The sequence below is a fragment of the Streptomyces sp. NPDC058092 genome (assembly GCF_042884935.1).
Lineage (GTDB): Bacteria > Actinomycetota > Actinomycetes > Streptomycetales > Streptomycetaceae > Streptomyces.
Genome location: NZ_JBHVSY010000015.1, coordinates 174,019 through 199,277 on the forward strand (window position 1 = coordinate 174,019; position 25,259 = coordinate 199,277).

A 25,259-nucleotide genomic window follows, 5' to 3' on the forward strand; every position below is an offset into this window, starting at 1 on the left:
GTCAACTCCCGCGGACGGTCGACTGGGGGTCGGCGACGGCCACGGCCACGTCGACGGCGAAGGTGATCAGCAGCGCGGCGGCCCCGTAAACCAGTACGACGCCCTGGACCAGCGGATAATCCTTCTCGGTGATCGCCTGGACGATCGTCGTGCCGAGGCCCGGCCAGGCGAAGACGTTCTCGACCAGTACGGTGCCGGCGAGCAGCGAACTGAAGAGCAGGCCGCCCAGGGTGAGCGAGGAGGTCAGCAGGTTGGGCAGCGCATGGCGCAGATAGCGCAGCCGGGCCGGGAGCCGCTTCGCCCGCGCGGTCCGCATGTAGTCCTCGTCCAGCACCCGCAGGGTCTCCACCCGCACGATGCGCGACAGGGTCGCCGCCGGGACGACGGTGAGTGCCAGCACCGGCAGTACGTAGGAGTCCAAGCCGCCCTGCGCGGCCACCGGGAGGACCGGCCACGCCACGGCGAACGCCGCGATCAGGCCCACCGCCAGCAGGAACTCGGGCACCGCGCCCAGGAAGCCGGTGACGCCGGTGAAGGCGAGCTCGCCGCGCCGTCGGCGACCGTCCTTGGTCAGCACGGCGGCCGTCATCCCGACCGGGATGGCGAGCAGCAGGATCAGTGCGAACGCGGGGACGGCGATCTGCAGCGTCGCCGGGAGCCGGCTGGAGATGATGCCGGATACGGGCATCTGCGCGCCGATCGAATCACCGAGCCGGCCCTGGAGGAGATGGCCGACGAAGTCGCCGTACTGCTGCAACAGCGGTTGGTCCAGGCCGAGCGAGTGTCTGCGGGCGGCGACCAGCGCCGGGTCGGCGGTGGTGCCGAGCGACGCCCGCACCGGGTCGCCGGGGATCAGATGGATCATCGCGAACGCGGCCGTGACCAGCGCCGCCAGCGACACCACCAGCCGCCAGGCGCGGCGCAGGGCGAATCCGGCCCAGGGGCTGCGGACCGTCGCACTCAGGGAGTTCAGGGTGATCGTCGCCATCAGCCGGCGCTCCGCCGCAGCGTGCCGGGGATGATTCCGGCGCCGTCCACCTTGAAGGTGATGCCCTTTCCGTAGTACCGGATCGGCCGGCTGACGATCGGCGCGATGTCGACGTGCTTGACGAGGGCGGCGTCGGCCGCTTCCCACAGGGCGCAGCCCGCGGCGCCGGTCTTGGCCGAGGCCTGTGTGGCGAGGCGGTGGTGGTCGGGGTTGTCGATGGAGCCGAAGTTGTTGCCCTTCGGCGGGGGCGGTCCGTCGAAGAACTGGGTCAGCTGGTCCGGGAGCATGACGCCGATGGGCGCCCAGGCCACGTCCCAGTCGCCGCCGCTGAGGGTGCCGAGGATGCTGGATGAGCCGGTGGGTTTCGCGGCTGCCTTCACGCCGAAGGACGTCCACTGCTGGACGGCGAGTTCGACCGCCGAGGCGACCTGTGGGCCCTGATTGGTCGGGTGGCTGAGTCCGGTGGTGAGCGGTTTGCCGTCCTTGGTCCAGGTGCCGCCGTTCTTCGTCCAGCCGGCCGCGGTGAGTGCGGCGGCGGCCTGCGCAGTGTCATGGGCGGGGAGGTTCCCGGTCACCGTGTCGCCGCTGCAGGGGGTGGGGGCGGTCTCACCGATGCCGGTGGCGGGCCTGCCCTTCCCGCCGGTGGCGACGTTCCCGAGCTGCCGCAGGTCCAGTACGGAGACCAGCGCCTTGCGTACCGCCGGGTCGGCGGTCGGCCGGCCGGCGGCCTGGTTGAACAGGAGCTGTCCGAACAGCGCCTCGTAGCTCTCGTTCTTCACCCCGGCCGCGTCCAGCCGTTCCTGATCGGCGCCGTTGATCACGGCGCCGTTGATCTGTCCGGCCATCAGGAGGTTGGCCGCGGTCGACTCGTTGGCGACCACCTTGAAGACGACCTTGCCGGGGAGAGCCGCGGCGGTGGATCCGCGGGGCCCCCAGGCGTACGTGTCCCGTTTGACGTACGTGTAGTGGTCGCCCGGAACCGCTTCGGTCAGCCGGTACGGTCCGCTCGCGGCGGTGGCCTTGGCCAGCGCGGCCGGTGCCGCCAGGCTCTTCTTGCAGAGCAGTGGCAGCAGCCGGGCCATCTCCACGATGAACGGCGCGGGTTTCGTCGTGGTGACGGTGACGGTCCGGCTCGCCGTGTCGGCCTTCGCGACGGCGGTGACGGGGACGGAGAGCCCGAGCAACGGTGACTGGTTCTTCGGGTCGGCGATGTGGTTGTACTCGGCGGCCACATCGTCCGCGGTGAGCGGCGAGCCGTCCTCGCAGGTCACGCCGGGGCGGATGATGAACCGCGCGGAGGTGGACGTGGCGGACCATTTCTCGGCCACCCCGGGAACCACCGAACCGTCGGCCTCGATGTGCACGAGTGTGTCGTACGCGAAGGAGTTCATCGACAGTGCGGTGCTGGCCAGCGCCGTGGTGGGGCTGAGCGTGCCCGGATCGCCGGCCATGGCGAGCACCACCGTCGACCCGCCGGCACCGCCGGCTGCCGAACCGCCACCGCATGCCGCCACGGTGGCGACCACGCCCAGCGCCGTGGCCAGCGCCGCCGCGGACCGGCTCCTGCGCGTCGATCTGCTTCTCGTTTCCGAGCCTGCGGTGCTGGCCATGGTCACCTCCGAGGGAGCGGCATGCCGCCGCCGAGTGAGGGAACATTAGGCAGCCGCACACCGGGTCCGAGTGGTCGCGCCGCACGAAAAACCGGCTCGCCGACGGTGCGCCGCTACGAAGACGAACACGAGGGTGCGACGGCGTGAACGGTCCGGCAGGACGGCGAGAAAAATCGATCGACGCGCAATCGGGTACCTGGCAGCCTGTGGGCGCATGTCCCCCCAGTACCAGGTGCGCGCCCATGACGACGCCCGGACTATCGTGGTCTACCAGGCGTACTCACCGGCGGTCGCTGATCCGTCCCTGCGGGCAAAACGGTTCGTGCCGCCGTTCTCGTTCAACCGGATGACCTGGATCAAACCGTCGTTCCTGTGGCTCATGCACCGGAGCAACTGGGCGCAGAAGCCGGGGCAGGAACGCGTCCTGGCGGTACGGATCACCCGTGCCGGATGGGAGGAGGCCCTCTCCCGGGCCGTGCTGACGACAGCCGACCCGGCGGCCGTCGCCCGAGCCCCCGTACACGTCCAGTGGGATCCCGAACGCTCACTGCGGGGGGCCGCTCTCAACCACTACAGCATCCAGGTCGGCGTCGGGCGCGGGCTGATCCGCACCTTCGCAAAGGACTGGGTCGTCGGCCTCACCGACATCACCCCACAGGCCCGCAGGATCGCGGCACTCAAGCAGAGCGGCCGGTCCGCGCAGGCGCAACGGCTGCTGCCGCCCGAGCGGATCTATCCGACGCCGTCGGCCACCGCGAGGAATCTCCTCATCGGCGGATGAGCGCCGAGCCCCGCACCGGCCTCGGCTCGTTCGCCCGGCCGACGCGCTGCTCGATCGCGGTAGCTCTGGAACCAGTGGGTGTCGAGCGGCCCGAGGGCTGTTTCCGATGCGATGGTCACACACAGGTCCAGACCCGTGCCCGCTCACGGAGCACTGCAACTCCTGCCGCGAGGGCCAGGCAAGGGAATGCAGCGGCTGCCACAGCGTCTCTTCGTCCACACCGAACAGCGAAGCGCACTGGCGGGCTCTTCACCCGGCCACCAACAGTCACGACCGTCCGGGTTCTCGAGCCGGAAAGGTCCCACGGATGCCGTCCTGCCGCACCAGCGCGAGCCGACAACCCTCGATCACTCATGAACCGGCATTCCGGCACCGCTCAACTCCCCGCAAGTGGAGGGGATACCGACGCCGGAATTACCACATTCCCCACGTCGGGCGGCTGTTGAACAACGGTCCGTGACACCGCTCCCCCGGTGGCTACTCCGACAGGAGCTCAACCCCCCTTCGCGTCCCCGCCGGTGATCAATACATCAAGGCAGGCGCGGGGGGCACATGTGAGGATCTGGCCATGAGTACATCATCGCAGTCGCCGGCCGATGGGCTTCGGACGGACCGGCCTCACTCGGCACGCGTGTGGAACTACCTGCTGGGCGGCAAGGACAACTACCCCGTCGATCGACAGATGGGCGACGTGATTCTCGAAGCCTTTCCGGACTTCGCCGATATCGCCCGGCTCCAGCGGGCCTTCCTCGCCCGCGCGGTGCGCTTCCTGACCGCGGAGGCGGGCATCCGTCAATTCCTCGACATAGGCACGGGCCTGCCCACGGCCGACAACACGCACGAGGTGGCACAGCGGGTGGCCCCGGAGTCGAGGATCGTGTACGTCGACAACGATCCCCTCGTCCTGGCGCATGCCCGTGCCCTGCTCTCCAGCACTCCCGAGGGCGCGTGCGCGTATATCGACGCCGACGTCAGGGACGCCGACGCCATCCTTGCCGAGGCCGCCAGGACGCTGGACTTCAGCCGGCCGGTCGGGCTCACCATGCTCGGGATCATGGGGCAGCTCCCCGACGAGGACGATCCATGGGCACTGGTCGACCGGCTGCTCGACGCGCTCCCCGCAGGTAGCTACCTGGCCCTCAGCGACGGCACGAACACGAGTGACGCGCTGAACCGGGCCGTCGCCTCCTACAACGCGAACTCGGCCGGCTCGTACCATCTGCGCAGCCCGGAACGGATCTCCGACTTCTTCCACGGCCTGGAGGTGGTGGAGCCGGGCGTCGTCAGGACGTCGGCCTGGCGCCCCGATCCCCACCAGAATCCGGCGGACACCCTGCAGGGTCACGCGGTGAGCGGCGTCGGGCTCAAGGTCTGAAACACGCCGGAATCCGCCGGGCGCCGAGGCCATGTGGGTTCATGGCCTCGGCGCCCGGCGGACCAGGGGAGGGAACGGGCACCGGAGTGCGCCGACGCCCCGGAGTGTGCAACGGGCCCCCGCCCGTGCAGAGTTCTACCGACGTTCGAGCGCGCCCCGGACGAAGGCCGCCTGGCCGGCGTGCTGCAGGTCGTCCGAGATGACGCTGATCAGACGGACCCCGAGGGTGACCGGCGGCGACCACGCCTCGTCGACGACGCGGTTCAGAGCCCTGCCGTCGAGCCCGCTGATGAAATCGAGGGTCTGTTCATGGACGTCGTCGTAGTAGCCGAGCAGCAGTTCCGGCGAGCCCACCCGCACCGCCGCGACGTCCGCATCGCTGTGTCCGTACCCGGTGGCGTTCTTCTCGAAAGGCAGATCGAATCGGGAGGCCCAGTCCCGGGTGAACCAGACCTGCTCGATACCGGCCGCATCCGAGACATGGTCGTCCTGGATCCGGGTGAGGTGCCACACAAGCCAGGCGATCGTGTTCGCTCCGCCATCGAGGCGAGCATGGAGGTCGGTGGGTGACAGTCCCTCGACCGCCGAGTGCACCGTCTCCTGGACGCGGGTGAACGCGTCCGTCAAAAGGTCAACGCTGTTCATGATCTCACCATGGCCGCTCTCCCGCCCCTCCCCTGCGATCGACACGCGCCGCGCTCGGCACTGTTCGTTTCCTGGATAGCCGAACTCCAGACCCTCCCCGGCCCGTTTGGGGTAGCGCCAGGTGAGCGTCTCGTCGTCGGGGGTGTGCAGCAGGGTCCCGTCGACGGTCACCGTGCGCAGGCCCCGGTAGAAGGACCCGTCCTGCCCGGGGCGGGCGACGGACCCGGCAAGCGTCTCGAACAGACGCCGCAGAGGTGCGGCCCCCACCCTGCGCCTGGCCCGCGTCAGCGAGGAGACCGCGGGACGCACCAGGGCCAGCGGGGTCAGGGCGGAGGTCAGTTTGGACCACACCGTACGGTACGAGCGGTGCTCGAACAGCGCGAGAGCGAGCACGAAGTACACCACCACCCGCGACGGCAGCAGCCGCAGGCGCTTCTCGCGCCGGCCGGTCTCCTCCAACACCGCGTCCACCAGCGCAAAGTCCACGACCTGGGTCAACTCCCCCAGATGGCCTGGCGCGAACACACCCCGGGCTGTCTCGATCGTGGACGTGATGACAGACTTCTCCTGCACCGGGACCCCTGACCTTGATCGACTTTCGTCGCCGATCGTTGATCTATCAGGTGGTCCCGTTGCGCTGTTCAGCAGGGCTTGACGTACAGCTCAGGGGCCAAACACAACGGTGTTGACCATTGCATTCAAGGGCAATCAAGGATCAAGTACCCTCCCAAGTCAACCAAACGATGGACACGACCCCGAACCGGTGCACGGCTTAGTCTCAGCGCTGACCGCCTGAAGTGAACCAGGAGTGAGGCGCGGATGAGGATTGGGCAGCCCAGAGGGGCGGCGTGCGCCATGCCGCCGACGCTGCGGCATGCACTGAACGGCTTGTTCGTTTCCTCGCTCGTCGCTGCCCTCCTGGTCGTGATCGGTCCGGGCACGGCTGTGTCGAGCCAGGACACGTCCATCGTGGCCGCCCTGTCCGTGCTCCTCGCCGCCACGTACGCGGTGGGATTCGCCGGCCCTGCCAGGCCTTCCGACTCTCGGCGTCGCGAGGAACCCACCGAGTCCGTCGACACGACCGGAGGGAACCCGGGCCGTGTGCTGCGCTGGCTGGGCGCGCTGACCGCGGTGTGGACCTGCCTCATGGCGTTCAGTTCGGGGTTCGGCTGGCTGGGGTTCCCGCTGTTCGCACTGTATGTCCTGCACCTGCCGCTGCGGCTGGCGGTCGTGGCCGTCGCTCTGGGGACCGCCGTCGTGGTCGCCGCCAAGGGAGCGGAGGCCGGCACGCTGGGGATCCCCCAGGTGGCCGGACCACTGCTGGGCGCGCTGGTCTCCACGCTGACGCTGCTCGGGTACCAGTCGCTGTACCGGGAGAGCCAGGCCCGCAAGGCGCTCATCGCTGAGCTGGTCGTCACCCGGGACGCGCTGGCGGAGTCGCAGCGGGAGGCCGGCCGGCTCGCTGAACGCCAGCGGCTGGCCCGGGAGATACACGACACGGTCGCGCAGGGCCTCTCGAGCGTGATCATGCTGTTGCGCGCCACCGACGCCGCGCTGCCGCCGGACGCACCCCTGGCGCAGGAGCGGACCGCCGCGGCCACCGAGGTCGCGACGGCGAACCTCGCCGAGTGCCGGCGCTTCCTGTACGAACTGAGCCCGCCACCCCTGGTCGAGACGCCCCTGCCCGAGGCGTTGCGCCGACTGGTCGACCGGAGTGCCGAGGACGGTCTCAGCACCGCTTTCCATCTGCACGGGGAGCCGTACCCGCTGGGTGCCGAGTGCGATGTGGCACTACTGCGACTGACCCAGGAGGCGCTGGCCAATGTGCGCGGGCACGCGCACGCCGAGAGGTGCGTGGTGAGCCTCTGCTACCTGGACGACCGGGTGACGCTCGATGTCTTCGACGACGGCAAGGGCTTCGATCCGGAGCTGCCCCTACAGGACTCCCGTGGCGGCTTCGGGCTCTTCGGGATGCGCCAGCGGATAGAGGAGCTGGGCGGCGCGCTCACCGTCGAGTCCGCGATCGGCGAGGGAACGGCGGTCGCCGCCAGTCTGCCGATTCCGAATGGGGTGACATCATGACCGCGCCGCAGACCGCCTCCGTCGCGCAGGTACGCGTGCTGATCGTCGACGACCACCCGGTCGTGCGCCGTGGCCTGCGTGCGCTGCTCGATGACGTGCCCGAGGTCGTGGTGGCCGGTGAGGCGGGGGACGGCGCCGAGGCGCTGCGAATGGTCGCCGGGTCGACGGAGGTCGACGTGGTCCTCATGGACCTGCGCATGGGCGGCGGTACCGACAAAATGTCAGACGTCGCCACCGATGCGACCGGCAGCGGGCGAGGCGGCGGCGAGCGCATGGACGGTGTCGAGGCCACCCGCCGTATCAGGGCCCTGCCGGCCCCGCCCCGGGTACTGGTCCTCACCACCTACAGAACCGACCCCGAGATCCTTGCCGTCGTCGAGGCGGGTGCGACCGGTTACCTGCTCAAGGACGCGCCGGTCGAGGAGCTCATCTCCGCAGTGCACGCCGTCGCGGCCGGCGAGACCGTGCTGGCTCCGCCCGTCGCCACTCGGCTGCTCGGCCGCATGCGGGCACCGCAGTCCACACTGACCCCACGCGAGACAGAGATTCTCGTCCTGCTCGCGAAGGGACTGTCGAACCGGCAGGTGTCACGCGCGCTGTTCATCAGCGAGGCAACAGTGAAGACCCACCTGGTCCGTGTCTTCGCCAAGCTCGGGGTGGACAGCCGCACCGGCGCCGTGACGGCGGCACTGGGCCGTGGCCTGATTCCCGAACCGCTGCCCGGCCCCGCGCTACCGCCCGTACGAGCGAATCCCGCGAACCCGCCCAACGCGTCGGACCGACCCAAGTTTCCGGAACCCACAGCACAACGAGGTCCCCGTGCCTGACATACCGACGGCGCACGGCCGCCGCATCCATGCGGCGCGTGGTCCGCCGTCCTGGTACTGCTGCACCGCTCACACCTGAAAGGGCAGCACAACCACACACCACAACCAACGCAGTGATCCGACGCGGCGCCGAATTCCCGCGACCGCGTGGCTTTCGCGCGCCTTCATTCCCCCTCAGAGAAGGTCAACGCCTTGATGAGACAGTCACAACCGGCTGGATCCACCAGATCCTCAGCCAGCCCGACCGCCCCCATAGCCTACCGGCTGACACGCCGTCCAGTGCGAACGGCCCTGGGGATGCTCACCGCGGCCTGTGTGGCCGGCACGCTCGTCAACCTGCCGGTCGCCGCCGCAGCAACACCGGTCGAGTCGGTCGCTCAGGCCGCCCAGCCACGGCAGGACGGCCCTGTTGTCGCCACGCACAAGCTCACCCTCGTCACGGGCGAGGTGGTGACGCTGGAGCGTCACGCCAACGGCTTCCAGGCGGCAACGGTCGCGCCCACGCCTGACGGCACCCCGGCGGCGTTCGCCACCTTGCGGCTGCGCGATGAGCTCTATGTCATCCCTGACAAGGCCCAGCCCTACCTCGCCGCGAACGAGCTCGACCGCGAGCTGTTCAACGTCACCAAGCTGATCGAGTACGGCTACGACGACGCGCACCGCCCCGCCGTGCCGCTGATCGCCACCTATGCCGGCGCGCCGGGCAAGGCCGGGAAGGCGCTCAAGCAGGCCGCGCCGGCCGGTTCGGTCAAGGTCGACGAGCTGCCCAGCGCCAACGCGGTGGCGCTGCACGCGAGCAGGAAGAAGGCGGCGACCTTCTGGGAGGCGGTCGACGACGACAGCGCCGTCCCGACGAAGGCACCGAAGCTTGCCGACGGCATCAAGAAGCTCTGGCTCGACCGGCCGGTCAAGGTGACGCTGGACCGGAGTGTGCCGCAGATCGGCGCGCCGACCGCGTGGAAGGCCGGCTACGACGGCACCGGCACCAAGGTGGCCGTCCTCGACACCGGTATCGACCCCAACCACCCCGATGTGGTGGGGCAGGTGAAGAAGACGCAGAACTTCACCAACGACCCCGACGCAGTCGACCACCACGGTCACGGCACGCATGTCGCATCGACCATCGCCGGATCGGGTGCCGCGTCGGGCGGCAAGTACAAGGGTGTGGCGCCGGGCGCCGATCTGTACATCGGCAAGGTCCTCAACAGTGCCGGAGTCGGACCCGAATCGGGGGTCATCGCCGCCATGGAGTGGGCGGTGGACCAAGGTGCGGACGTCGTCAGCATGAGCCTGGGTTCGCCGGTCCCCAGTGACGGCACCGACCCGCTGAGCCAGGCCGTCAACGAGCTCACCGCGTCCTCCGGCGCGCTGTTCGTCATCGCGGCCGGCAACGAGGGCTCGGACAAGTCGACGGTGGGTTCGCCGGGTGCCGCCGACGCCGCGCTGACCGTCGGCGCGGTGTCCAAGTCGGAGCTGCTCGCGGGCTTCTCCAGCCGCGGCCCGCGCAAGGGCGACTTCGCGGTCAAGCCGGAGATCACCGCACCGGGCGTGGGAATCGTCGCCGCGCGCGCCGCCGGCACCTCGATGGGTCTCCCGGTCGACGCCAACTACACCTCGGCCAGCGGCACCTCGATGGCCACCCCGCACATGGCCGGCGCCGCGGCGATCCTCGCTCAGCGCCATCCGGACTGGACCGCCGATCGGTTGAAGCAGGTGCTGGTCGGCACCGCCAAGCAGGGCGCGTACACGGCCTACCAGCAGGGCGGCGGCCGGGTCGACGTACCCAAGGCGATCGACGCCACCGTCTACTCCAGCCCCGCTGTCGTCAGCATGGGCAAGTCGACGACCGAGAGCGCGCCGGTCACCAAGACGGTCAGTTACGTCAACACCTCCGCGGCGGACACCACGCTTTCGCTCCGCCTGGCCGGCTCCGGGGAGACCGGGCCCGCACCGAGCGGCACGTTCACGCTCAGCGCCAACAGTGTGACGGTCCCGGCGAACTCCACCGCGAGCGTGACGGCGACCTACCACCCCGAACTCTGCGCCCTGGGCGACTACACCGGTGTCATCACCGCCACCGCGCCCGACGGCACCGCGATCCACACCACCGTCGGCGCGACGAAGGGGGTGCCCACCGTCGACCTCACCGTCAACGCGATCGACCGGAACGGAAACCCGGCGGAGGGCACCGACGTGGCCGTGTTCGACCTGGACCAGGACGAGATCATCCAGCCCCACCTCCGGGACGGAACGGCGACTGTCGCAGTGCCGCTGGGGCGCTACTCGGTCATGGGTGTCGTCTACACGCGGGACAAGGCCGGAGTCGAGATCCTGAACGGTACCCTCGCCGGTGATCCCATGGTGGAGCTGAAGGCGGACAAGACGATCACTCTGGATGCCCGGCTGGGCAAGGAAGTCAAGGTCGCGACGCCCAAGGAGTCGGAGCCGAACGGCTACAAGCTCGGGTACCGTCAGCAGTTCCCCGGCAATTACGGGTTCGACTTCATGAAGTTCATGGTCAGCCCGATCTGGGACCACGCCTACGTGGTGCCCACCGAGCCGGTGAAGCTCGGCACGTTCGAGTTCAACTTCCAGCAGCGCAGGTACGCCCCGGCGATCCGGGCGTCCATTGCCGGGCAGGGCGGCACGCTCCCGCTTGAGCCGGTGTTCAATGCGGTCCGGCTGGACGGCCCCAGCACGCTCCGGGCGGTCGACGCCGGCAAGGGACGGCCCGAGGACCTGGCCGGCACGGACGTCAGTGGCAAGCTCGCGGTCGTCACCCGCGATGCCACACGGACGGCTGCCGACCAGATCGCCGCCGTGGCCGAGGCCGGCGCGAAGGCAGTGATCATCGTCGGCGACCAGCCGGGTATCTTCACCGCCAATGTGCCGTTCGCCGCCCGGACGGCCATCCCGGCCTGGACCCTCAACCAGGACGAAGGCGCGGTCCTCTTCGACCGGATGGCCGGCGGTCCCACGCAGGTCAACCTGCACGGCATCGCCAGCAGCCCGTATGTGTACAACATCGCACTGATGGTTCCCGTTGGAATTCCGGCCGACCCCGTCGACGCGGTCACCGCGGAGAACTCGGCTGTGGTGAAGTCCCACTACCGCGGCGCCAAGGGTGCCAGACTCGGCGAGGCCGACTCGGTGGTCCGCCCGGGGGAGCGCCTCATCGTCCAGATCGTGGAGTTCGTCGACGGGCCACTGGACCGGGAGGAGTGGTCCTCCACCGGCAGCAAGTGGCCGACTCTGAAGGAGATGCGCTGGTCCCGCGCGGTCTTCCCGAACGCCCCCAACATCCTCCGTCGCATGAATGACGTACTCCGCACCTACAGCGCGGGCGAGCGGCATGAGGAGACCTGGCTGGGCGCCGCGAACGGCCCGGCCGGCCCGGCGAACACCCGCGCGGTCCGCGAGGGCGACGACATGACCCTCATCGTGCCGGAAATGGGCGACAGCGAGCCGGAGCACTTCGGCTGGTTCGGCGCGGACGCCGACAAGGCGAAGGTACGGGTGTACCAGGACGGAAAGCTCCTCGCCGAGACGCCCCGCGCGCTGATGATGCTGCCGGTCAGTCCTGACCCGGCGACCTACCGGATCACCATGAACACGTCGCACCCGGCGTGGTTCCCGCTGTCCACCGAGACCAGCACCGCGTGGACGTTCAAGTCCGCCCGGCCGGCGCACGGTGAGGAGGACCTGGCGCTGCTCTGGCCGAAGTACGGCCTGAACCTGGATGCGCAGAACACCACCCAGGGCGGCAACACCTACCACTTCGACCTGGCCTTCGTCCTCCAGAACGGCGCCACCCCGGACATCGACGGGGTCGAGGTGGAGGCGTCCGCCGACGACGGTGCCACCTGGCAGCCCGCGAAGGTCAAGAGCAAGAGCGACGGCAGCTACAAGGTGTCCGTGAGCAACCCGGCATCGGGCTATGTGTCCCTGCGCGTCAAGGCACAGGACACCAACGGCAGCAAGATCGAGCAGACCCTGATCAAGGCCTACGCCATTCGCTGACCCTTACAACGGCCCTTTCCTGATCACACCCCTGGCGCAAGGCACGCCTTTGCGCCAGGGGCATACCCCGTTGTATTGGCAATCAAATACCTTGCCGGTCCCCCGTATTGCCAAAATCAGCAGCAACCTCGAAAAGACCGGACATATCCGAGAGTTCTGACGTCCGCACCAGCCCGCTTGGCGCACTGCTTCATCGGCGCATCTCCACATTCCCGAACGCCGAGCCGGGCCGGCCGTCAAAGACCGCGCACATGCGGTGCAAGAGCACGGCACCGGTGCGGCGTCCGCCGGTCCGTAGCCCCACGGCGGCGGAGCGGACCGATGTGAGGCTGGGGCAAGTGACACGGATGCCTCTGCCCCCGGGCGGGCGCGATGGCAGCACAAACCTCAGCCCCGGAACTCCACAGTGATCGCCTTCTGCACCACGCCTTTGAACGTGGCCTACCCCCCTGCCACCCCGCCTTGTAACCTCTGGTCATATTGTTCACGGAAGACGACGGTTCGGGCACGCCGTCGCCTGTCTCCGACAGTGGGGCGAATGTCTACCAGCGATTCCGACACACGCGACCTGCCGGCGATCGCATCACCCGGTTTGGTCGGACGCGAGCGCGAACTCGCCGCCTTGAAAGCCGCATTGTCCGACCCGCCGGTGGTCGTACTGATCGAGGGCGAGGCCGGGATCGGTAAGAGCCGGCTGATCCAGGAACTGCTCGCGACGCATACTCCGGCCCGGCAGCGGGTGCTGCTGGCGGCATGTCCGGCTGTTCGGCAGCCTTTTACGCTCGGGCCGGTGGTGGACGCGATCCGGCCGGCCACCGAGGATGTCGCCCGGCTCGGCCTGAGCGGGTTGGCGGGGGCGCTCCGACCGTTGTTCCCCGAGTGGGCATCGGCGCTGCCGCCGACACCCGACCCGGCCGAAGACGCGGCAGCGGCACGACACCGGCTGTTCAGGGCCATCGAGGAGATCCTCGTACGGCTCGAGATCGGGTTGCTCGCGGTTGAGGACGTGCACTGGGCGGATGAGGCCACCCTGGAGTTTCTGCTGTTTCTGACATCACGCCCGCAGCAACGGGTCAGCCTGCTCGTGAGCTATCGTCCGGAGGAAGTCGCGCCGGACTCTCTGCTGCTGCGGTTGTCGTCGCGGCAACCGGCGGGAGCGGCGCGGCTGCGGCTGTTGTTGGAGCCCTTGAATGTCCCCGAGACTGCCGAGATGGTGTCCTCGATGCTGGGTGGGGAACGGTTTTCCGACGAGTTCGCGACCATCCTGCACGACCGGACCGACGGGCTTCCGCTCGCGGTCGAGGAGTCCGTCCGGCTGATGTGGAACCGCGCTGATATGACCCGGCGGGGTGATTCCTGGGTGCGGCAGCGACTGAGTGAGATCGACGTACCGCCGACAGTGCGGGACGTCGTACTGGAACGCAGCGCACGGCTCGGCCCGGCGGCGCAGGCTGCGTTGCGCGCGGCCGCCGTACTCACCGACCCCGCCCCCGAGGAGGCCGTCGTCGAGGTGATGGCTCCGGAAGGCGATCCGGCGAGCAGGCTGGCAGGCCTGGCGGAGGCAGTGGGTTCGGGGCTGCTGAGGGAGGACCAGCGCGGGCTGGTCTCGTACCGGCACATGCTGGCGTGCCGCGCGGTGTACGAGGCGATTCCTGTGCCGCAGCGGCGGGCGATGCACCTGCGTGCCGCACACGTTCTCGAAGACACCACCCCGTCCCCGGTCGCCCAGCTCGCGCGCCACTTCCGGGAGGCCGGCGACACGACGGCGTGGTGCCGGTACACGGAACAGTCTGCCGACCTCGCTCTCGCCTCGGGTGACGATGCGACGGCGGTCACTCTGCTGCACGATCTGCTCACCAACGCCAGCCTGCCGCCCGCCGACGTGGTCCGGCTGACCGGCAAGATTCCATTCCATCTGCTCAGCGGGCACGAACGCTACCGCGAACTGATGGACGCCCTCCGCCTCGTGCTGGACACCGGCGGGCCAACGCCGAGCGAGGCGGCGGAGATCCGCTTCCACGTCGCCCGGCTGCTGCAGCAGATGGAGGGGTTCGAGCAGTCCCGGATCGAGATGGAACGCGCGCTGCCCGACCTCGGGCACGACCCGGCGAAGTCAGTTCGCGCAATGATGTTTCTCGGCCTGCCGTACGGGACGACGACACCGGCGGCCGAACACCTCAGGTGGCTGCGGCGCGTGGCGCAGGTGCCGGTCTCGATCGCGCCGGTGGACCGGCTGCCTATCCGGGTCGGACGGGCGAGTGGGCTTTTGCTGCTCGGAGAGGAGGAGGGGTGGGCCGAGGCGGCATTGATCGCCGATGACGCGTCCACCTCCGCGGAAAGGCAGCAGATCACGGTCGGCCGTCACAACGTCGGGCACATGGCGCTGATCTGGGGGAGGTACCCGGAGGCGAGGCGGGCGCTCACGCTGGCCGCAGGAATGACCGACACGTATCAGTACCAGAAGCTCCACAGGAAGGGGCAGGTGACGCTGGCTCAGCTGGACTGGCTCACCGGAGCCTGGGACGGGCTGGCCGACCGGGCCCTGTCGCTGGCCGGTGACGAGGAACTCCTGCAGCCGGTGAGCCGCCTGGCGCCGGCCGTGGTCACTGGCTTGCTGTATGCGGCCCGCGGCGACCAGGACAGAGCGGACGAGTGCCTGCGGCGCGTCCTTGAACAGGCAGACCGACATGGCGGTGCGGAGTATTCCGTCGAACCTGCCGGCGCCCTGGCCAGGCTCCGGCTCGGCGCCGGGCGGGTCGACGACGTGCTGCAGTTGACCGACGGGCCGATCCGGTTCCTGGAGCGCAAGGGCACGTGGATCTGGGCCACCGAACTCGCCCCGGTCCGGGCCGAGGCACTACTCATGGCCGGCCGCATCGACGAGGCCGGCGACTTGGTCGACGCATTCGCAGCGGGAGTGCGTGATCGCCGCGCACCTCGGCCGCACGCCGCCTTGTCGACCTGCAGGGCGATCCTGGCCCAGCATCAGGACGATCCCCTCAGCGCCGCCGAACTGTTCGCGCGTGCGGCCGACGCGTGGCAGGGCCTTCCGCAGCCGTACGACGCCCTGCTCAACCGTGAGCGACAGGCCCGTTGTCTGCTAACTGCGGACCAGTCCGATGCGGCTCTCTCCCTCCTTACGGAAACCTTCCAGGGGTTGTCCACCCTCGGCGCTCGTGGCGACGCCGAGCGCGTCATGCACACACTGCGTGCATCCGGTGTCGGGGTGAAGCGCCCGTCGTGGCACGGCGGACGACGAAGCTACGGCGATCAACTGTCTCCCCGTGAGCTCGACGTAGTCCGGCTGCTCGTCGGAGGCCGGACCAACCGGGAGATCGCCGGTGCCCTCATCCTGTCGCCGAAGACGGTCGCACGGCACATGGAGACAGCGATGCGCAAGCTCGAGGTCTCGTCCCGGACGGCGCTGGCCGTGAAGGTCGTCGAAGCCGGCGTCGTCGCCGACAGCCCGGCCGGCGCGCACGGTTAGGCGGGCGCGGCAGCAAAATTGGGTCATCTGCCCAGTCGTCCGGTGGCCGGTGCGTGAACAACACTCAGCGTCATGGAATCATTACCTCCGCCTGTCGCCACTCGTCCCCCCGCGGCCGCAAGGCTTCTGCCGCACGGTCACATCTGACGGATCGCCTCGACCGTCCCCGGATTCCCGACGAGGCCAGGTTCCGGGACGAACCCCGCAGGCCGACCGACCGGTGCCAGGTCACTGCCGCCAAAGCGGGACGCATCGTTCGCCGCCCGGCGCTGTACCACCGATCCGCCCGAAGCAGCACTGGCCGGCACCCACCCCATGCATCGCAGCCATTCGGCGCGTTGGGCAATCCCCGCAACCGCGCGGTATCCGCGCGCATTCTCCCCTCAGAAAAGGTCATTGCCGCATGAGAAAGTCACCACCGGCCGGGGCATCCAGGCTCCCGGTCCACCTGACCATCCCCATACTCCGGCGCTTGCCACACCGTTCACATCGCACGCTCACGGCGCTGCTGGCCACGGCCTGCGTGGCCGGGACGCTCGGCATCCCCGCCATCGCCGCCGCCGAAACGCCGGCCACCCGGGCGAGCCAGCCGCAGCAGAACGGCCCCGTTGTCGCCGCGCACAAGCTCACCCTCGTCACGGGCGAGGTGGTGACGCTGGAGCGCCACGCCAACGGCTTCCAGGCGGCGACGGTCGAGCCCGCTGCCGACGGCACCCCGGCGGCTTTCACCACCCTGAAGGTGGGTGACGAGGTCTATGTCATCCCGGAGAAGGCACAGCCCTACCTCGCCGCGAACGAGCTCGACCGTGAGCTGTTCAACGTCACCAAGCTGGTCGAGTACGGCTATGACGACGCACACCGCCCCGCCGTACCACTGATCGCGACCTACCCGGGCGCGCCGGGCAAGGCCGGCAAAGCGCTCGAGAAGGCCGCGCCGGCCGGCTCGGTGAAGAAGGATGAGCTGCCCAGCGCCAACGCGGTGGCGCTGCACGCGAGCAAGAAGAAGGCGGCGGCCTTCTGGGAGGCGGTCGACGACGACAGCACCGCCGCGACAAAGGCACCGAAGCTCGCCGACGGCATCAAGAAGCTCTGGCTCGACAAGCCGGTGCACGTCGCTCTGGACCAGAGCGTGCCGCAGATCGGCGCCCCGGACGCGTGGGCGGCCGGCTACGACGGCACCGGCACCAAGGTCGCCATCCTCGACACCGGAATCGACCCCAACCACCCCGATGTGGCAGGGCAGGTGAAGAAGACGCAGAACTTCACCGACGACCCCGACGCGGTCGACCACCACGGTCACGGCACGCATGTCGCCTCGACCATCGCCGGCTCGGGTGCCGCATCGGGCGGCAGACTCAAGGGTGTGGCGCCGGGCGCCGACCTGTACATCGGCAAGGTCCTCAACACGGCCGGTTCGGGCTCCGAGTCGGGGGTCATCGGCGGCATGGAGTGGGCGGCGGCCCAGGGCGCGGACGTCATCAGCATGAGCCTGGGCGGTTCGGTCCCCAGCGACGGCACCGACCCGATCAGCCAGGCCGTCAACCAGCTCACCGAATCCTCCGGGTCGCTGTTCGTCATCGCGGCTGGCAACGATGGCCCGGGCAAGGGCACCGTGGGTTCGCCCGGTGCCGCAGAGGACGCACTGACCGTCGGTGCGGTGAGCAAGCAGGACCAGCTCGCGAACTTCTCCAGCCGCGGCCCGGTCAAGGAAACCTTCGCGGTCAAGCCGGAGATCACCGCACCGGGTGTGGGCATCGTCGCCGCCCGCGCCGCCGGCACCACGATGGGCACCCCCGTCGACGCCAACTACACCTCGGCCAGCGGCACCTCGATGGCCACCCCGCATGTGTCCGGCGCCGCGGCGATCCTCGTCCAGCGCCACCCCGACTGGTCCGCCGACCGGCTCAAGCAGGTGCTGGTCAGCACCGCCAAGCAGGGCTCGTACAACGCCTACCAGGGCGGTAACGGCCGCGTCGACGTGCCCAAGGCGATCAACGCCGAGGTCTACTCCAACCCCGCCGTCGTCAGCATGGGCCAGAAGTCGGCCGAGAGCGCGCCGGTCACCAAGACGATCAACTACGTCAACACCTCCGCGACGGACACCACGCTGTCGCTCCGCCTGTTCAGCGCCGGAGAGACGGCACCCCCGCCGGACGGCATGTTCACGCTCAGCGCCAACAGCGTGACGGTCCCGGCGAACTCCACCGCCGGCGTGACGGTGACCTACCACCCCGAACTCGGCGCCGTGGGCGACTACACCGGTGTCATCACCGCCACCGCGGCCGACGGCACCACGACCCGCACCACCGTCGGCGCCACGAAGGACGTGCCCACCGTCGACCTCACTCTCAACACGATCGACCGGAACGGAAACCCGGCGTCCGGCGAACTCGTGGTGTTCGACCTGGACAACGGCGTCGCCCAACAGGTCTTCCCCCAGGGCGGAACCAAGACCGTCGCGGTGCCGCAGGGTCGCTACTCCGTCATGGGCTTGGTGTACACGAAGGACAAGGCCACGGGCGTGGCCGTGAGCAACACGCTTGCCGGTGAGCCCGTGGTGGATCTGAAGGCGGACCGGACGATCACGATGGACGCCCGGCTGGGCAAGGAGGTCAAGGTCTCGACGCCCAAGGAGGCGCAGTCGAGCCAGTACAAGCTCGGGTACCGCCAGCAGCTGCCCGGCAAGCGCGGGGTCGACTACATGAAGACTACGTCGAGCCTGTTCGCGAAGCACGCCTATGTGGTGCCCACCGCGCCGGTGACGGACGGCACCTTCGAGTTCAACTTCCAGGACCGCAGGTACTCGCCGGTGATCCGGGCGTCCTATGCCGGGCAGGGAGGCGCGCTCCCGCTCAAGCCGGTGACCTATGCGGCCCAGTTGTACGGCCCCAGCACGCTCCAGGCGGTCAACGCCGGCACGGGACGGCCGGAGGACCTGGCCGGCAAGGACCTCGATGGCAAGCTCGCGGTCGTCACCCGCGATGCCACCCAGAAGGTTGTCGACCAGATCGCCGCAGTGGCCGGTGCCGGCGCGAAGGCAGCGATCATCGTCAACGACCGGCCCGGCGTCTACGCCACCATCGTGCCGCGCGTCACCGGCACTGCCATCCCGGCCTGGAGCCTCACCCAGGACGAGGGCGCGGTGCTCTTCGGCCGGATGGCCGACGGTCCCACGCAGATCAACCTGCAGGGCATCGGGAACCACCCCTATGTGTACAACATCGCGCTGATGGTTCCCGGTGGAATTCCGGCCGACCCCACCGACGCGGTCACCGCGGAGAACTCGGCCGTGGTGAAGGCCCACTACCGCAGCACCAAGGGCACTCTGATCGGCGACACCACCTCGGCGATCCGCCCGGGAGAATCCTTCATCATCCAGTTCGTGGACTTCTTCGACGCGCCGGCGGACCGGGAGGAGTGGTACTCCACCGGCAGCAAGTGGCCGACGATGAAGGACATGCGGTGGTCGCACACGGTCTACCCGGACCGCAAGGACATCATCACCAGCATGAGGGACCTCATCCGCAACTACAGCCCGGGCGAGCAGCGCGAGGAGACCTGGCTGGGTGCGGCGAACGGCCCGTCCGGACCGGAGAGCACCCTTGCGTTCCGCGACGGTGACAAGGTCACCCTCAACATGCAGGAGATGGGCGACAGCCAGCCCGGACACTACGCCTACTTCCAGGGCGATAACGGCACCACGTCGACGGTGCGGCTGTACCAGGACGGCAAACTCCTCAAGGAGCAGGGCTGGTTCTCGCTCACGACGCTGCCGGTCAGCCCTGACCCGGCGACCTACCGGATCACCATGGACACGTCGCACCCGGCGTGGTTCCCGCTGTCCACGAAGGCCAGCACCGCGTGGACGTTCAAGTCCGCCCGGCCGGCGAACGGCAAGGAGGACCTGGCGCTGCTCTGGCCGAGGTACGGCCTGGACCTGGACGCGGAGAACACCACCCCGGGCGGCAACACCTACCAGTTCGACCTGTCGTTCGTTCTCCAGAACGGCGCCACCCCGGACATCGACGGGGTCGAGGTTGAGGCGTCCTCCGACGACGGTGCCACCTGGCAGTCCGCGAAGGTCAAGAGCAAGAGCGACGGCAGCTACAAGGTGTCCGTGAACAACCCGGCAAAGGGCTATGTGTCCCTGCGCATCAAGGCACAGGACACCAACGGCAGCAAGATCGAGCAGACCCTGATCAAGGCCTACGCCATTCGCTAACCCTCACAACGGCCCATTCCTGACCGTACCCCTGGCACAAGGCACGCCCTTGCGCCAGGGGCATACCCCGTTGTATTGGCAATCAAATACCTTGCCGCTCCTCCGCATTGCCGAAATCAGCAGCAACCTCGAAAAGACCGGACACATCCGAAAGTTCTGACGTCCACACCAGCCCGCTTGGCGTACTGCTTCATCGGCGCATCTCCACATTCCCGAACGCGGCACCGGCAGTTTTCCTTGCCCACGAGTGCTTTGGCGTTCCTCCGCCGGTCTTCCGGCCGAATGCCGTGGCGGGTTTACGACATGGAAGAAATCCGCCACTGCCAATCGGTTGCCTCAGTCCGTGAAGAGCCGGAAAGTATCTGCCGAATGCAGAAAGAACTTCTTTCTCACGATGAGCAGGAGACACTCATGCATCCCCCGCGCCATTTTCACGGCGAACCCGAAATAACGACATCACAGGAGGCCTCGCAGTGAGGCGTTTCGGGCGACGGCTGGCCGCCGCGGCCGCGGGCATCACCGTCCTCGGGACGGTCATGTCGAGCACCGCGGCGAATGCCTCCAACCCAACTCCGGCTCCCTCTTCCCTTACTGCCCTCAACCTGCCCGCGTCGGTGCACGACAGCCTTCTCCAGGCTGCCGCCGGAAATCGGGCGAACCTGTCCCTGACGCTGGTGACCGGCGACAAGGTGCAGATCGGCATCACCGAGGACCAAAAGCCGGTCGTCCGTGAGATCGTGCCCGCGACGCGGCCCGGGAACGAGTCGGTTCTCTTTCACACCGTAACCAGAAACGACCAGGTCTACGTCGTACCGGAAGACGCGTTGTCGCTGCTCCGTGCCGACGTGCTGGACTGGGAGCTCTTCAACCTCGCCAAGCTGGCCGATTGGGCGGCCGAGGGCAGAACCGGTGAAGTCCCGGTGATCACCGCGTACAGCGGAAAGGCCAGTGCCCGGACAGCGGCGACCGCCGCCGGTACGACCGCCAAGACCGTCCTGCCGAGCATCAACGCCCGCTCGATGAGCATCAAGGGCAACGGCCAGTGGTGGCGAGAGGTGCGGAAGAAGAACACCGGCAAGTCCGCCGCCGCCCTGGCGACCGGCCCGCTGGCCGGGGTGGGGAAGGTGTGGCTGGACGAGCTGACGAAGCTGCAGCTCGACCAGTCCGTACCGCAGATCGGCGCGCCCGCCGCCTGGGAACGTGGCTACGACGGTTCGAACGTGAAGGTCACGGTGCTGGACAGTGGCGTCGATGCCACCCACCCCGATCTCGCCGGCCGGATCGCCGAGGCGGTTGACTTCACCAACAGCCCGAAGGGTGCGGTGGACGAACACGGACACGGTACCCATGTGGCGTCCACGATCGCCGGCACCGGACAGGCCTCCGACGGGCTGCGTCGCGGTGTGGCGCCCGGTGCGAAGCTCTCCATCGGCAGAGTCTGCGGTTCGGACGGCTCGTGCGCCGGCTCCGCGGTCATCGCCGGCATGGAGTGGGCAGCCAAGTCCGGTGCCGACGTGGTGAACATGAGCCTCGGCGGCGCGCCCTCCGACGGAAAGGACGTGCTGAGCACAACGGTCAACACGCTCAGCCGCACCTACGGCACCCTGTTCGTCATTGCCGCGGGCAACGCCGGCCCGGACTCCGAGACGGTCGGGTCGCCAGGTGCCGCCGACGAGGCGCTGACCGTCGCGGCCGTGGACAAGAGTGACCAGATGGCCCGCTTCTCCAGCCGCGGACCCCGCGTCGGGGACGGCGCGGTCAAGCCGGACATCTCGGCGCCGGGCGTCGCCATCGTCGCGGCCCGGGCCAAGGGCACCGGCATGGGCAAGCCCGTGGACGACTTCTACACGTCCGCCAGTGGCACTTCCATGGCCACGCCCTATATGGCCGGTGCCGCGGCGATCGTCGCCCAGCAGCACCCGGACTTCACCGGGCGGCAGATCAAGTCGCCGCTGATGGCGACCTCCAAGGACCTCGGGCACGACCTGTTCGCGCAGGGCGCCGGCCGGGTGGACGTGGCCCGCGCGGTCGATCCGAAGATCACCCCCGACGCAAACCTGAGCTTCGGCCGAGCCGAATACCCGCACTCGCCGGTGTCCAGGACGGTCACCTACACCAACTGGACCGACGAGCCGGTCACTCTTACGCTCTCCGCCTCGGCTTCCCAGGCGGGCAAGCCCGCACCGGAGGGGCTGTTCACGCTCAGCGCCGACCAGGTCACCGTGCCCGCCAAGGGCTCGGCCGATGTGACGGTGACCATGGACGGCAGGGCGGTGGACAGTTCCGGGCAGTACGGCGCATACACCGGCGTCCTGACCGCCAAGGACAGCGCGGGGGCAGTGCTCGGATCACCGCGGATCTCGACCTATGTGGAGCCGATCCGCCACGACCTGACCATCAAGGTCATTCCTCCGGCCGGCGCCACTGATGTCTCGTACGGCAGCGCGCTGATCGTCCCGGTCGACGAGGACAAGCTGAACCTGTACGAAAAGCCGCTGACGGTACCGGGCGGCGAGACGATCAAGGCACGGGTTTTCAGCGGCACTGTCACAGCGGCCCTCGGGGTGACGTGGCGGGACGCGGCCGGCGAGCTGCACAAGGCCGCACCGATGGTGCCGGAGGTGGAGGTCACCGGTGAAGTCAACACCGTTGCGTTAGCGCCGTGAGCGGCTATTGAGGCCGTGGTCGAAGAACGCGACGGTGGTGCGGACGGTGTAGTTCTGTGCCTTCTGAGGGTGCTGTCCGGCGTTCGGTCCGTACTTGCTGGTGGGGTTCTTGCGGGTGCGGGCCTTCACTCGTTGCCGTCGGTGGGCGGGCAGCAGGGCGTCCAGGGCCGCGTGGCCGATCGTGCCGACCAGGTCGACGAGGGTGTTGGGGAAGATTCCATGGCCGGCGGTGACGGTGTCGGTTGCGGCGGCCGGCAGGACGGTGAAACTGATCCGTTCCATGGGTACTTCCGGCCGACCGGTCAGGGCGTCGTCGCCGCTGCATGGGCCGGGTGGGGGCTGGCGTTGCTGCTGGTGGCCGGGTGCGGTCGAAGCGGCGGGAGTCAGCCCGGCACCGGGGTGAACAAGGCGCTGCCCGATGGCGTGAACAAGAGCTGCGGCCACTGTCTGAAGCCGACACGGTCGCCGCGGCGCTCGGCGTCAATACGTTCGCCGAGGTCAACGGGCGGTTCCAGCCGGCCCAGCACGGTACGGGTTCGTGCGTGGTGCCGATCTCGGTCACGGAGGCGGGCCGCGGCACGAGCGGGCCGCGGCACACCGATACGAAGCTCACGCTGGAGATCTACGACTGGAAGGACCCCGCCACGGTGGCCGAGTACGTCGCCGGGAAGTGCGACGCCAAGCCGTCCGACGGTGTCACCCAGAGCTTCAAGGGGCCCAAGGGGGCCTACGGCACCTTCCGCGCCGACCCTCCCGAGGATTTCCTGGTCGGCGGCAGGGTGGCAGCCTGTGCGGGCGAGGGCAAGCTGTTGGTCCAGGTCACCATCGACGGTGTGGACGGCACCCTCGAGCAGAATCGCGAGCACGCCTTCCAGCTGCTGGCCGATGCCCGCGCCGAAGTCCCTGGAGCATGAGTAGTGCCATACAGGGCTACCGCTACGTTCTCTGCACGAGCGTGAGCCGACGGGATGTGCCCGCAGAGCGGGTCGGTTGCAGCGGGGTGACGGCCTGCCGGCGCCTGCGGGACTGGACCGAGCCGGGATACGGCCGGGTGCGCCCCCGCCGACGGTCGCGTGCTCAGCTGGTCAGCTCCGCGATCCGGGCCAGTCGGCGCAAGGAGTCCGTCAGAGCCGCGCGGTCATAGGTGCTGGTGGTGACGAGCACCTCGTCCGCACCGGTCTCTTCGAGAGCCGTTTCAAGCGCGGTGACCACCTGGTCCTCCGTGCCATGGAGGTGACCGCGCAATCCGCTCTCGTAGAACCCACGCTCCTTTTCCGTCATGGCCAGCGCCTCGACCCGCTCGGCGGGGGCGAGCGGCGGGAACACGCCATGGGTCCGGGAGTACGCCATGGACCACGCCTCCGGTATCAGGATGCGCCGGGCCTCCTCCGCGCTCCCCGCGATCGCGATCGTGCCCGCCACAACCACATAGGGGTGCGGGGCCCAGGACGAGGGACGGAACTCCCGGCGGTAGCGGTCGACGGCCCGCAGCAGCTTCTCCCGGCCGCGGAGGTCTCCCACGACCAGCGGCAGCCCGGCCTCCGCCGCGATACCGGCCCCCTCGCCGGTGGCCAGCACGAACGGGGGTATGCGCAGGCCTTCGGCGGGGCGGGCATGCACCTGCGGGTGGCCGCGCTGCGTGCCGTCCAGCCAGCCGAGCAGCTCGGTGAGTTGCCCGGCGAAGTCCTCAGCGGCCGGCTTGTCCCGGCCGAGCGCCCTGCGGATGCCGTCGGTGAAGCCCACAGAACGCCCGACTCCCATGTCGATCCGCCCGGGAAAGAGGGACTCCAGGACCCCGAACTGCTCGGCCACCACCAGCGGTTGATGGTTGGGGAGCATCACGCCGCCCGTACCGGCCCGGATGGTGGATGTCGCCGCCGCGACGGCTGCGGCCAGCACGGTCGGCGCCGAACCGGCTACGCCCGGCACGCTGTGGTGCTCGGATACCCAGAACCGGTGGTACCCGAGCGCCTCGGCCTCCTGGGCGAGGCGCACGGTGTCACGGAGGGCCTCCGGGCCGTCGTGCCCCTCGCGGGTACGGGAACGGTCGAGCACGGAAAACCGGGTGGATGCGATCACGGAACTCACACCCTTGTTCAACGCCCGGCCCGCGCCAGGATTCCCCCCGGCCCGTCACGGAACCGACCCGAGCGGCCCCTGAGCGGTGGCGCGGTACCAGGGACCCACGACGGCCGTACACCCATGGCGTCAGGGTGGAGCGACCGGGGCCTTCGGTCACCGCCCGGCGCCGACCACTCCAGGGGCCGGCGCCTCCAGGGGCCGGCTACTCCAGGGGCCGATTACTCCAAGGGGTAGATGTCCCCGCTCGCCATGCCGCTGACCTGATCGCTCTCCGCTTCGATCCTGCGGGCCTTCTCCTTCAGGCGCTGGCGTTCCTTGGGGTCGGAAGTGCGCTCGGCTGCGTCGTTGAGGTCCTTCGCCTTGGCGCGCATCTCCCTTATGCGACCGCGGTATTCCTCTGACTCGCTCATGATCACTCCTTGGATCTGTGGGCGGAGCGGACCCCGCCACGGAACCAGGTTTTCCGGGACACCA

Annotated in this window: 14 protein-coding genes and 2 pseudogenes; 9 read left to right on the forward strand and 7 right to left on the reverse strand. The window is 69.1% G+C overall.

Annotated elements, in window-relative coordinates; genetic code table 11:
• Window position 1: 1 nt before the first annotated feature.
• Together ACFVV1_RS24615 and ACFVV1_RS24620 are read right to left on the reverse strand one after the other, a co-directional pair.
• Window positions 2-988: an ABC transporter permease gene (locus ACFVV1_RS24615; protein ID WP_389992912.1), complete on the reverse strand. Its 987-nt coding sequence runs from the start codon at window positions 986-988 to the stop codon at window positions 2-4.
• Window positions 988-2,598 (reverse strand): ABC transporter substrate-binding protein, encoded by a 1,611-nt coding sequence (locus ACFVV1_RS24620; protein WP_389992915.1) that lies wholly within the window; start codon window positions 2,596-2,598, stop codon window positions 988-990. Before ACFVV1_RS24620 ends, ACFVV1_RS24615 begins: the two co-directional genes overlap by 1 nt.
• Window positions 2,599-2,812: 214 nt before the next feature.
• Here ACFVV1_RS24620 and ACFVV1_RS24625 point away from each other — a divergent pair, with 214 nt between their 5' ends.
• Together ACFVV1_RS24625 and ACFVV1_RS24630 are read left to right on the forward strand one after the other, a co-directional pair.
• Complete coding sequence (locus tag ACFVV1_RS24625; protein WP_389992918.1) at window positions 2,813-3,379, forward strand: DUF4291 domain-containing protein; 567 nt, start codon at window positions 2,813-2,815, stop codon at window positions 3,377-3,379.
• Between the two features lie 568 nt (window positions 3,380-3,947).
• Window positions 3,948-4,754, forward strand: a complete 807-nt coding sequence (locus ACFVV1_RS24630; RefSeq protein ID WP_389992920.1) for an SAM-dependent methyltransferase — start codon at window positions 3,948-3,950, stop codon at window positions 4,752-4,754.
• A gap of 135 nt (window positions 4,755-4,889) precedes the next feature.
• Here ACFVV1_RS24630 and ACFVV1_RS24635 read toward each other — a convergent pair whose 3' ends face one another.
• Together ACFVV1_RS24635 and ACFVV1_RS24640 are read right to left on the reverse strand one after the other, a co-directional pair.
• Window positions 4,890-5,399 carry a DUF664 domain-containing protein gene (locus ACFVV1_RS24635; protein ID WP_389992981.1) on the reverse strand — a complete coding sequence of 170 codons (510 nt, stop codon included), beginning with the start codon at window positions 5,397-5,399 and terminating at the stop codon, window positions 4,890-4,892.
• A 246-nt stretch (window positions 5,400-5,645) separates the two neighbouring features.
• Window positions 5,646-5,972 (reverse strand): annotated as a pseudogene (locus ACFVV1_RS24640) (transposase domain-containing protein); the annotation flags it as partial.
• Window positions 5,973-6,287: 315 nt separating this feature from the next.
• Here ACFVV1_RS24640 and ACFVV1_RS24645 point away from each other — a divergent pair.
• From ACFVV1_RS24645 to ACFVV1_RS24670, 6 genes and pseudogenes are all read left to right on the forward strand, one after another.
• Entirely contained in the window at window positions 6,288-7,481 is a 1,194-nt protein-coding gene (locus ACFVV1_RS24645) for a sensor histidine kinase (protein ID WP_389992923.1), read from the forward strand.
• Window positions 7,478-8,188 (forward strand): annotated as a pseudogene (locus tag ACFVV1_RS24650) (response regulator); the annotation flags it as partial. The gene ACFVV1_RS24645 and the pseudogene ACFVV1_RS24650, both read left to right, overlap by 4 nt.
• A gap of 399 nt (window positions 8,189-8,587) precedes the next feature.
• Window positions 8,588-12,328 carry a S8 family serine peptidase gene (locus tag ACFVV1_RS24655; protein WP_389992925.1) on the forward strand — a complete coding sequence of 1,247 codons (3,741 nt, stop codon included), beginning with the start codon at window positions 8,588-8,590 and terminating at the stop codon, window positions 12,326-12,328.
• Window positions 12,329-12,866: 538 nt separating this feature from the next.
• A complete protein-coding gene (locus ACFVV1_RS24660; RefSeq protein WP_389992927.1) occupies window positions 12,867-15,815 on the forward strand; it encodes a helix-turn-helix transcriptional regulator in 2,949 nt (982 codons plus the stop codon).
• Between the two features lie 472 nt (window positions 15,816-16,287).
• Complete coding sequence (locus tag ACFVV1_RS24665) at window positions 16,288-20,037, forward strand: S8 family serine peptidase (RefSeq protein WP_389992929.1); 3,750 nt, start codon at window positions 16,288-16,290, stop codon at window positions 20,035-20,037.
• Window positions 20,038-20,510: 473 nt separating this feature from the next.
• The gene (locus tag ACFVV1_RS24670) at window positions 20,511-22,703 is read left to right on the forward strand and encodes a S8 family serine peptidase (protein WP_389992931.1); all 2,193 of its coding nucleotides are present in this window, start codon (window positions 20,511-20,513) and stop codon (window positions 22,701-22,703) included.
• On the opposite strand, the gene ACFVV1_RS24675 is transcribed toward ACFVV1_RS24670, so the two are convergent.
• Window positions 22,692-22,985, reverse strand: a complete 294-nt coding sequence (locus ACFVV1_RS24675) for a hypothetical protein (RefSeq protein WP_389992933.1) — start codon at window positions 22,983-22,985, stop codon at window positions 22,692-22,694. The genes ACFVV1_RS24670 and ACFVV1_RS24675 overlap by 12 nt on opposite strands.
• 260 nt (window positions 22,986-23,245) lie before the next feature.
• Here ACFVV1_RS24675 and ACFVV1_RS24680 point away from each other — a divergent pair, with 260 nt between their 5' ends.
• On the forward strand, window positions 23,246-23,617 hold the full coding sequence (locus ACFVV1_RS24680) for a hypothetical protein (RefSeq protein WP_389992935.1): 372 nt from the start codon (window positions 23,246-23,248) through the stop codon (window positions 23,615-23,617).
• 163 nt (window positions 23,618-23,780) lie between these two features.
• On the opposite strand, the gene ACFVV1_RS24685 is transcribed toward ACFVV1_RS24680, so the two are convergent.
• Together ACFVV1_RS24685 and ACFVV1_RS24690 are read right to left on the reverse strand one after the other, a co-directional pair.
• Window positions 23,781-24,782 (reverse strand): MsnO8 family LLM class oxidoreductase, encoded by a 1,002-nt coding sequence (locus ACFVV1_RS24685; protein WP_389992937.1) that lies wholly within the window; start codon window positions 24,780-24,782, stop codon window positions 23,781-23,783.
• A gap of 221 nt (window positions 24,783-25,003) precedes the next feature.
• Window positions 25,004-25,195: a DUF6381 family protein gene (locus ACFVV1_RS24690; RefSeq protein WP_389992939.1), complete on the reverse strand. Its 192-nt coding sequence runs from the start codon at window positions 25,193-25,195 to the stop codon at window positions 25,004-25,006.
• Window positions 25,196-25,259: the final 64 nt, after the last annotated feature.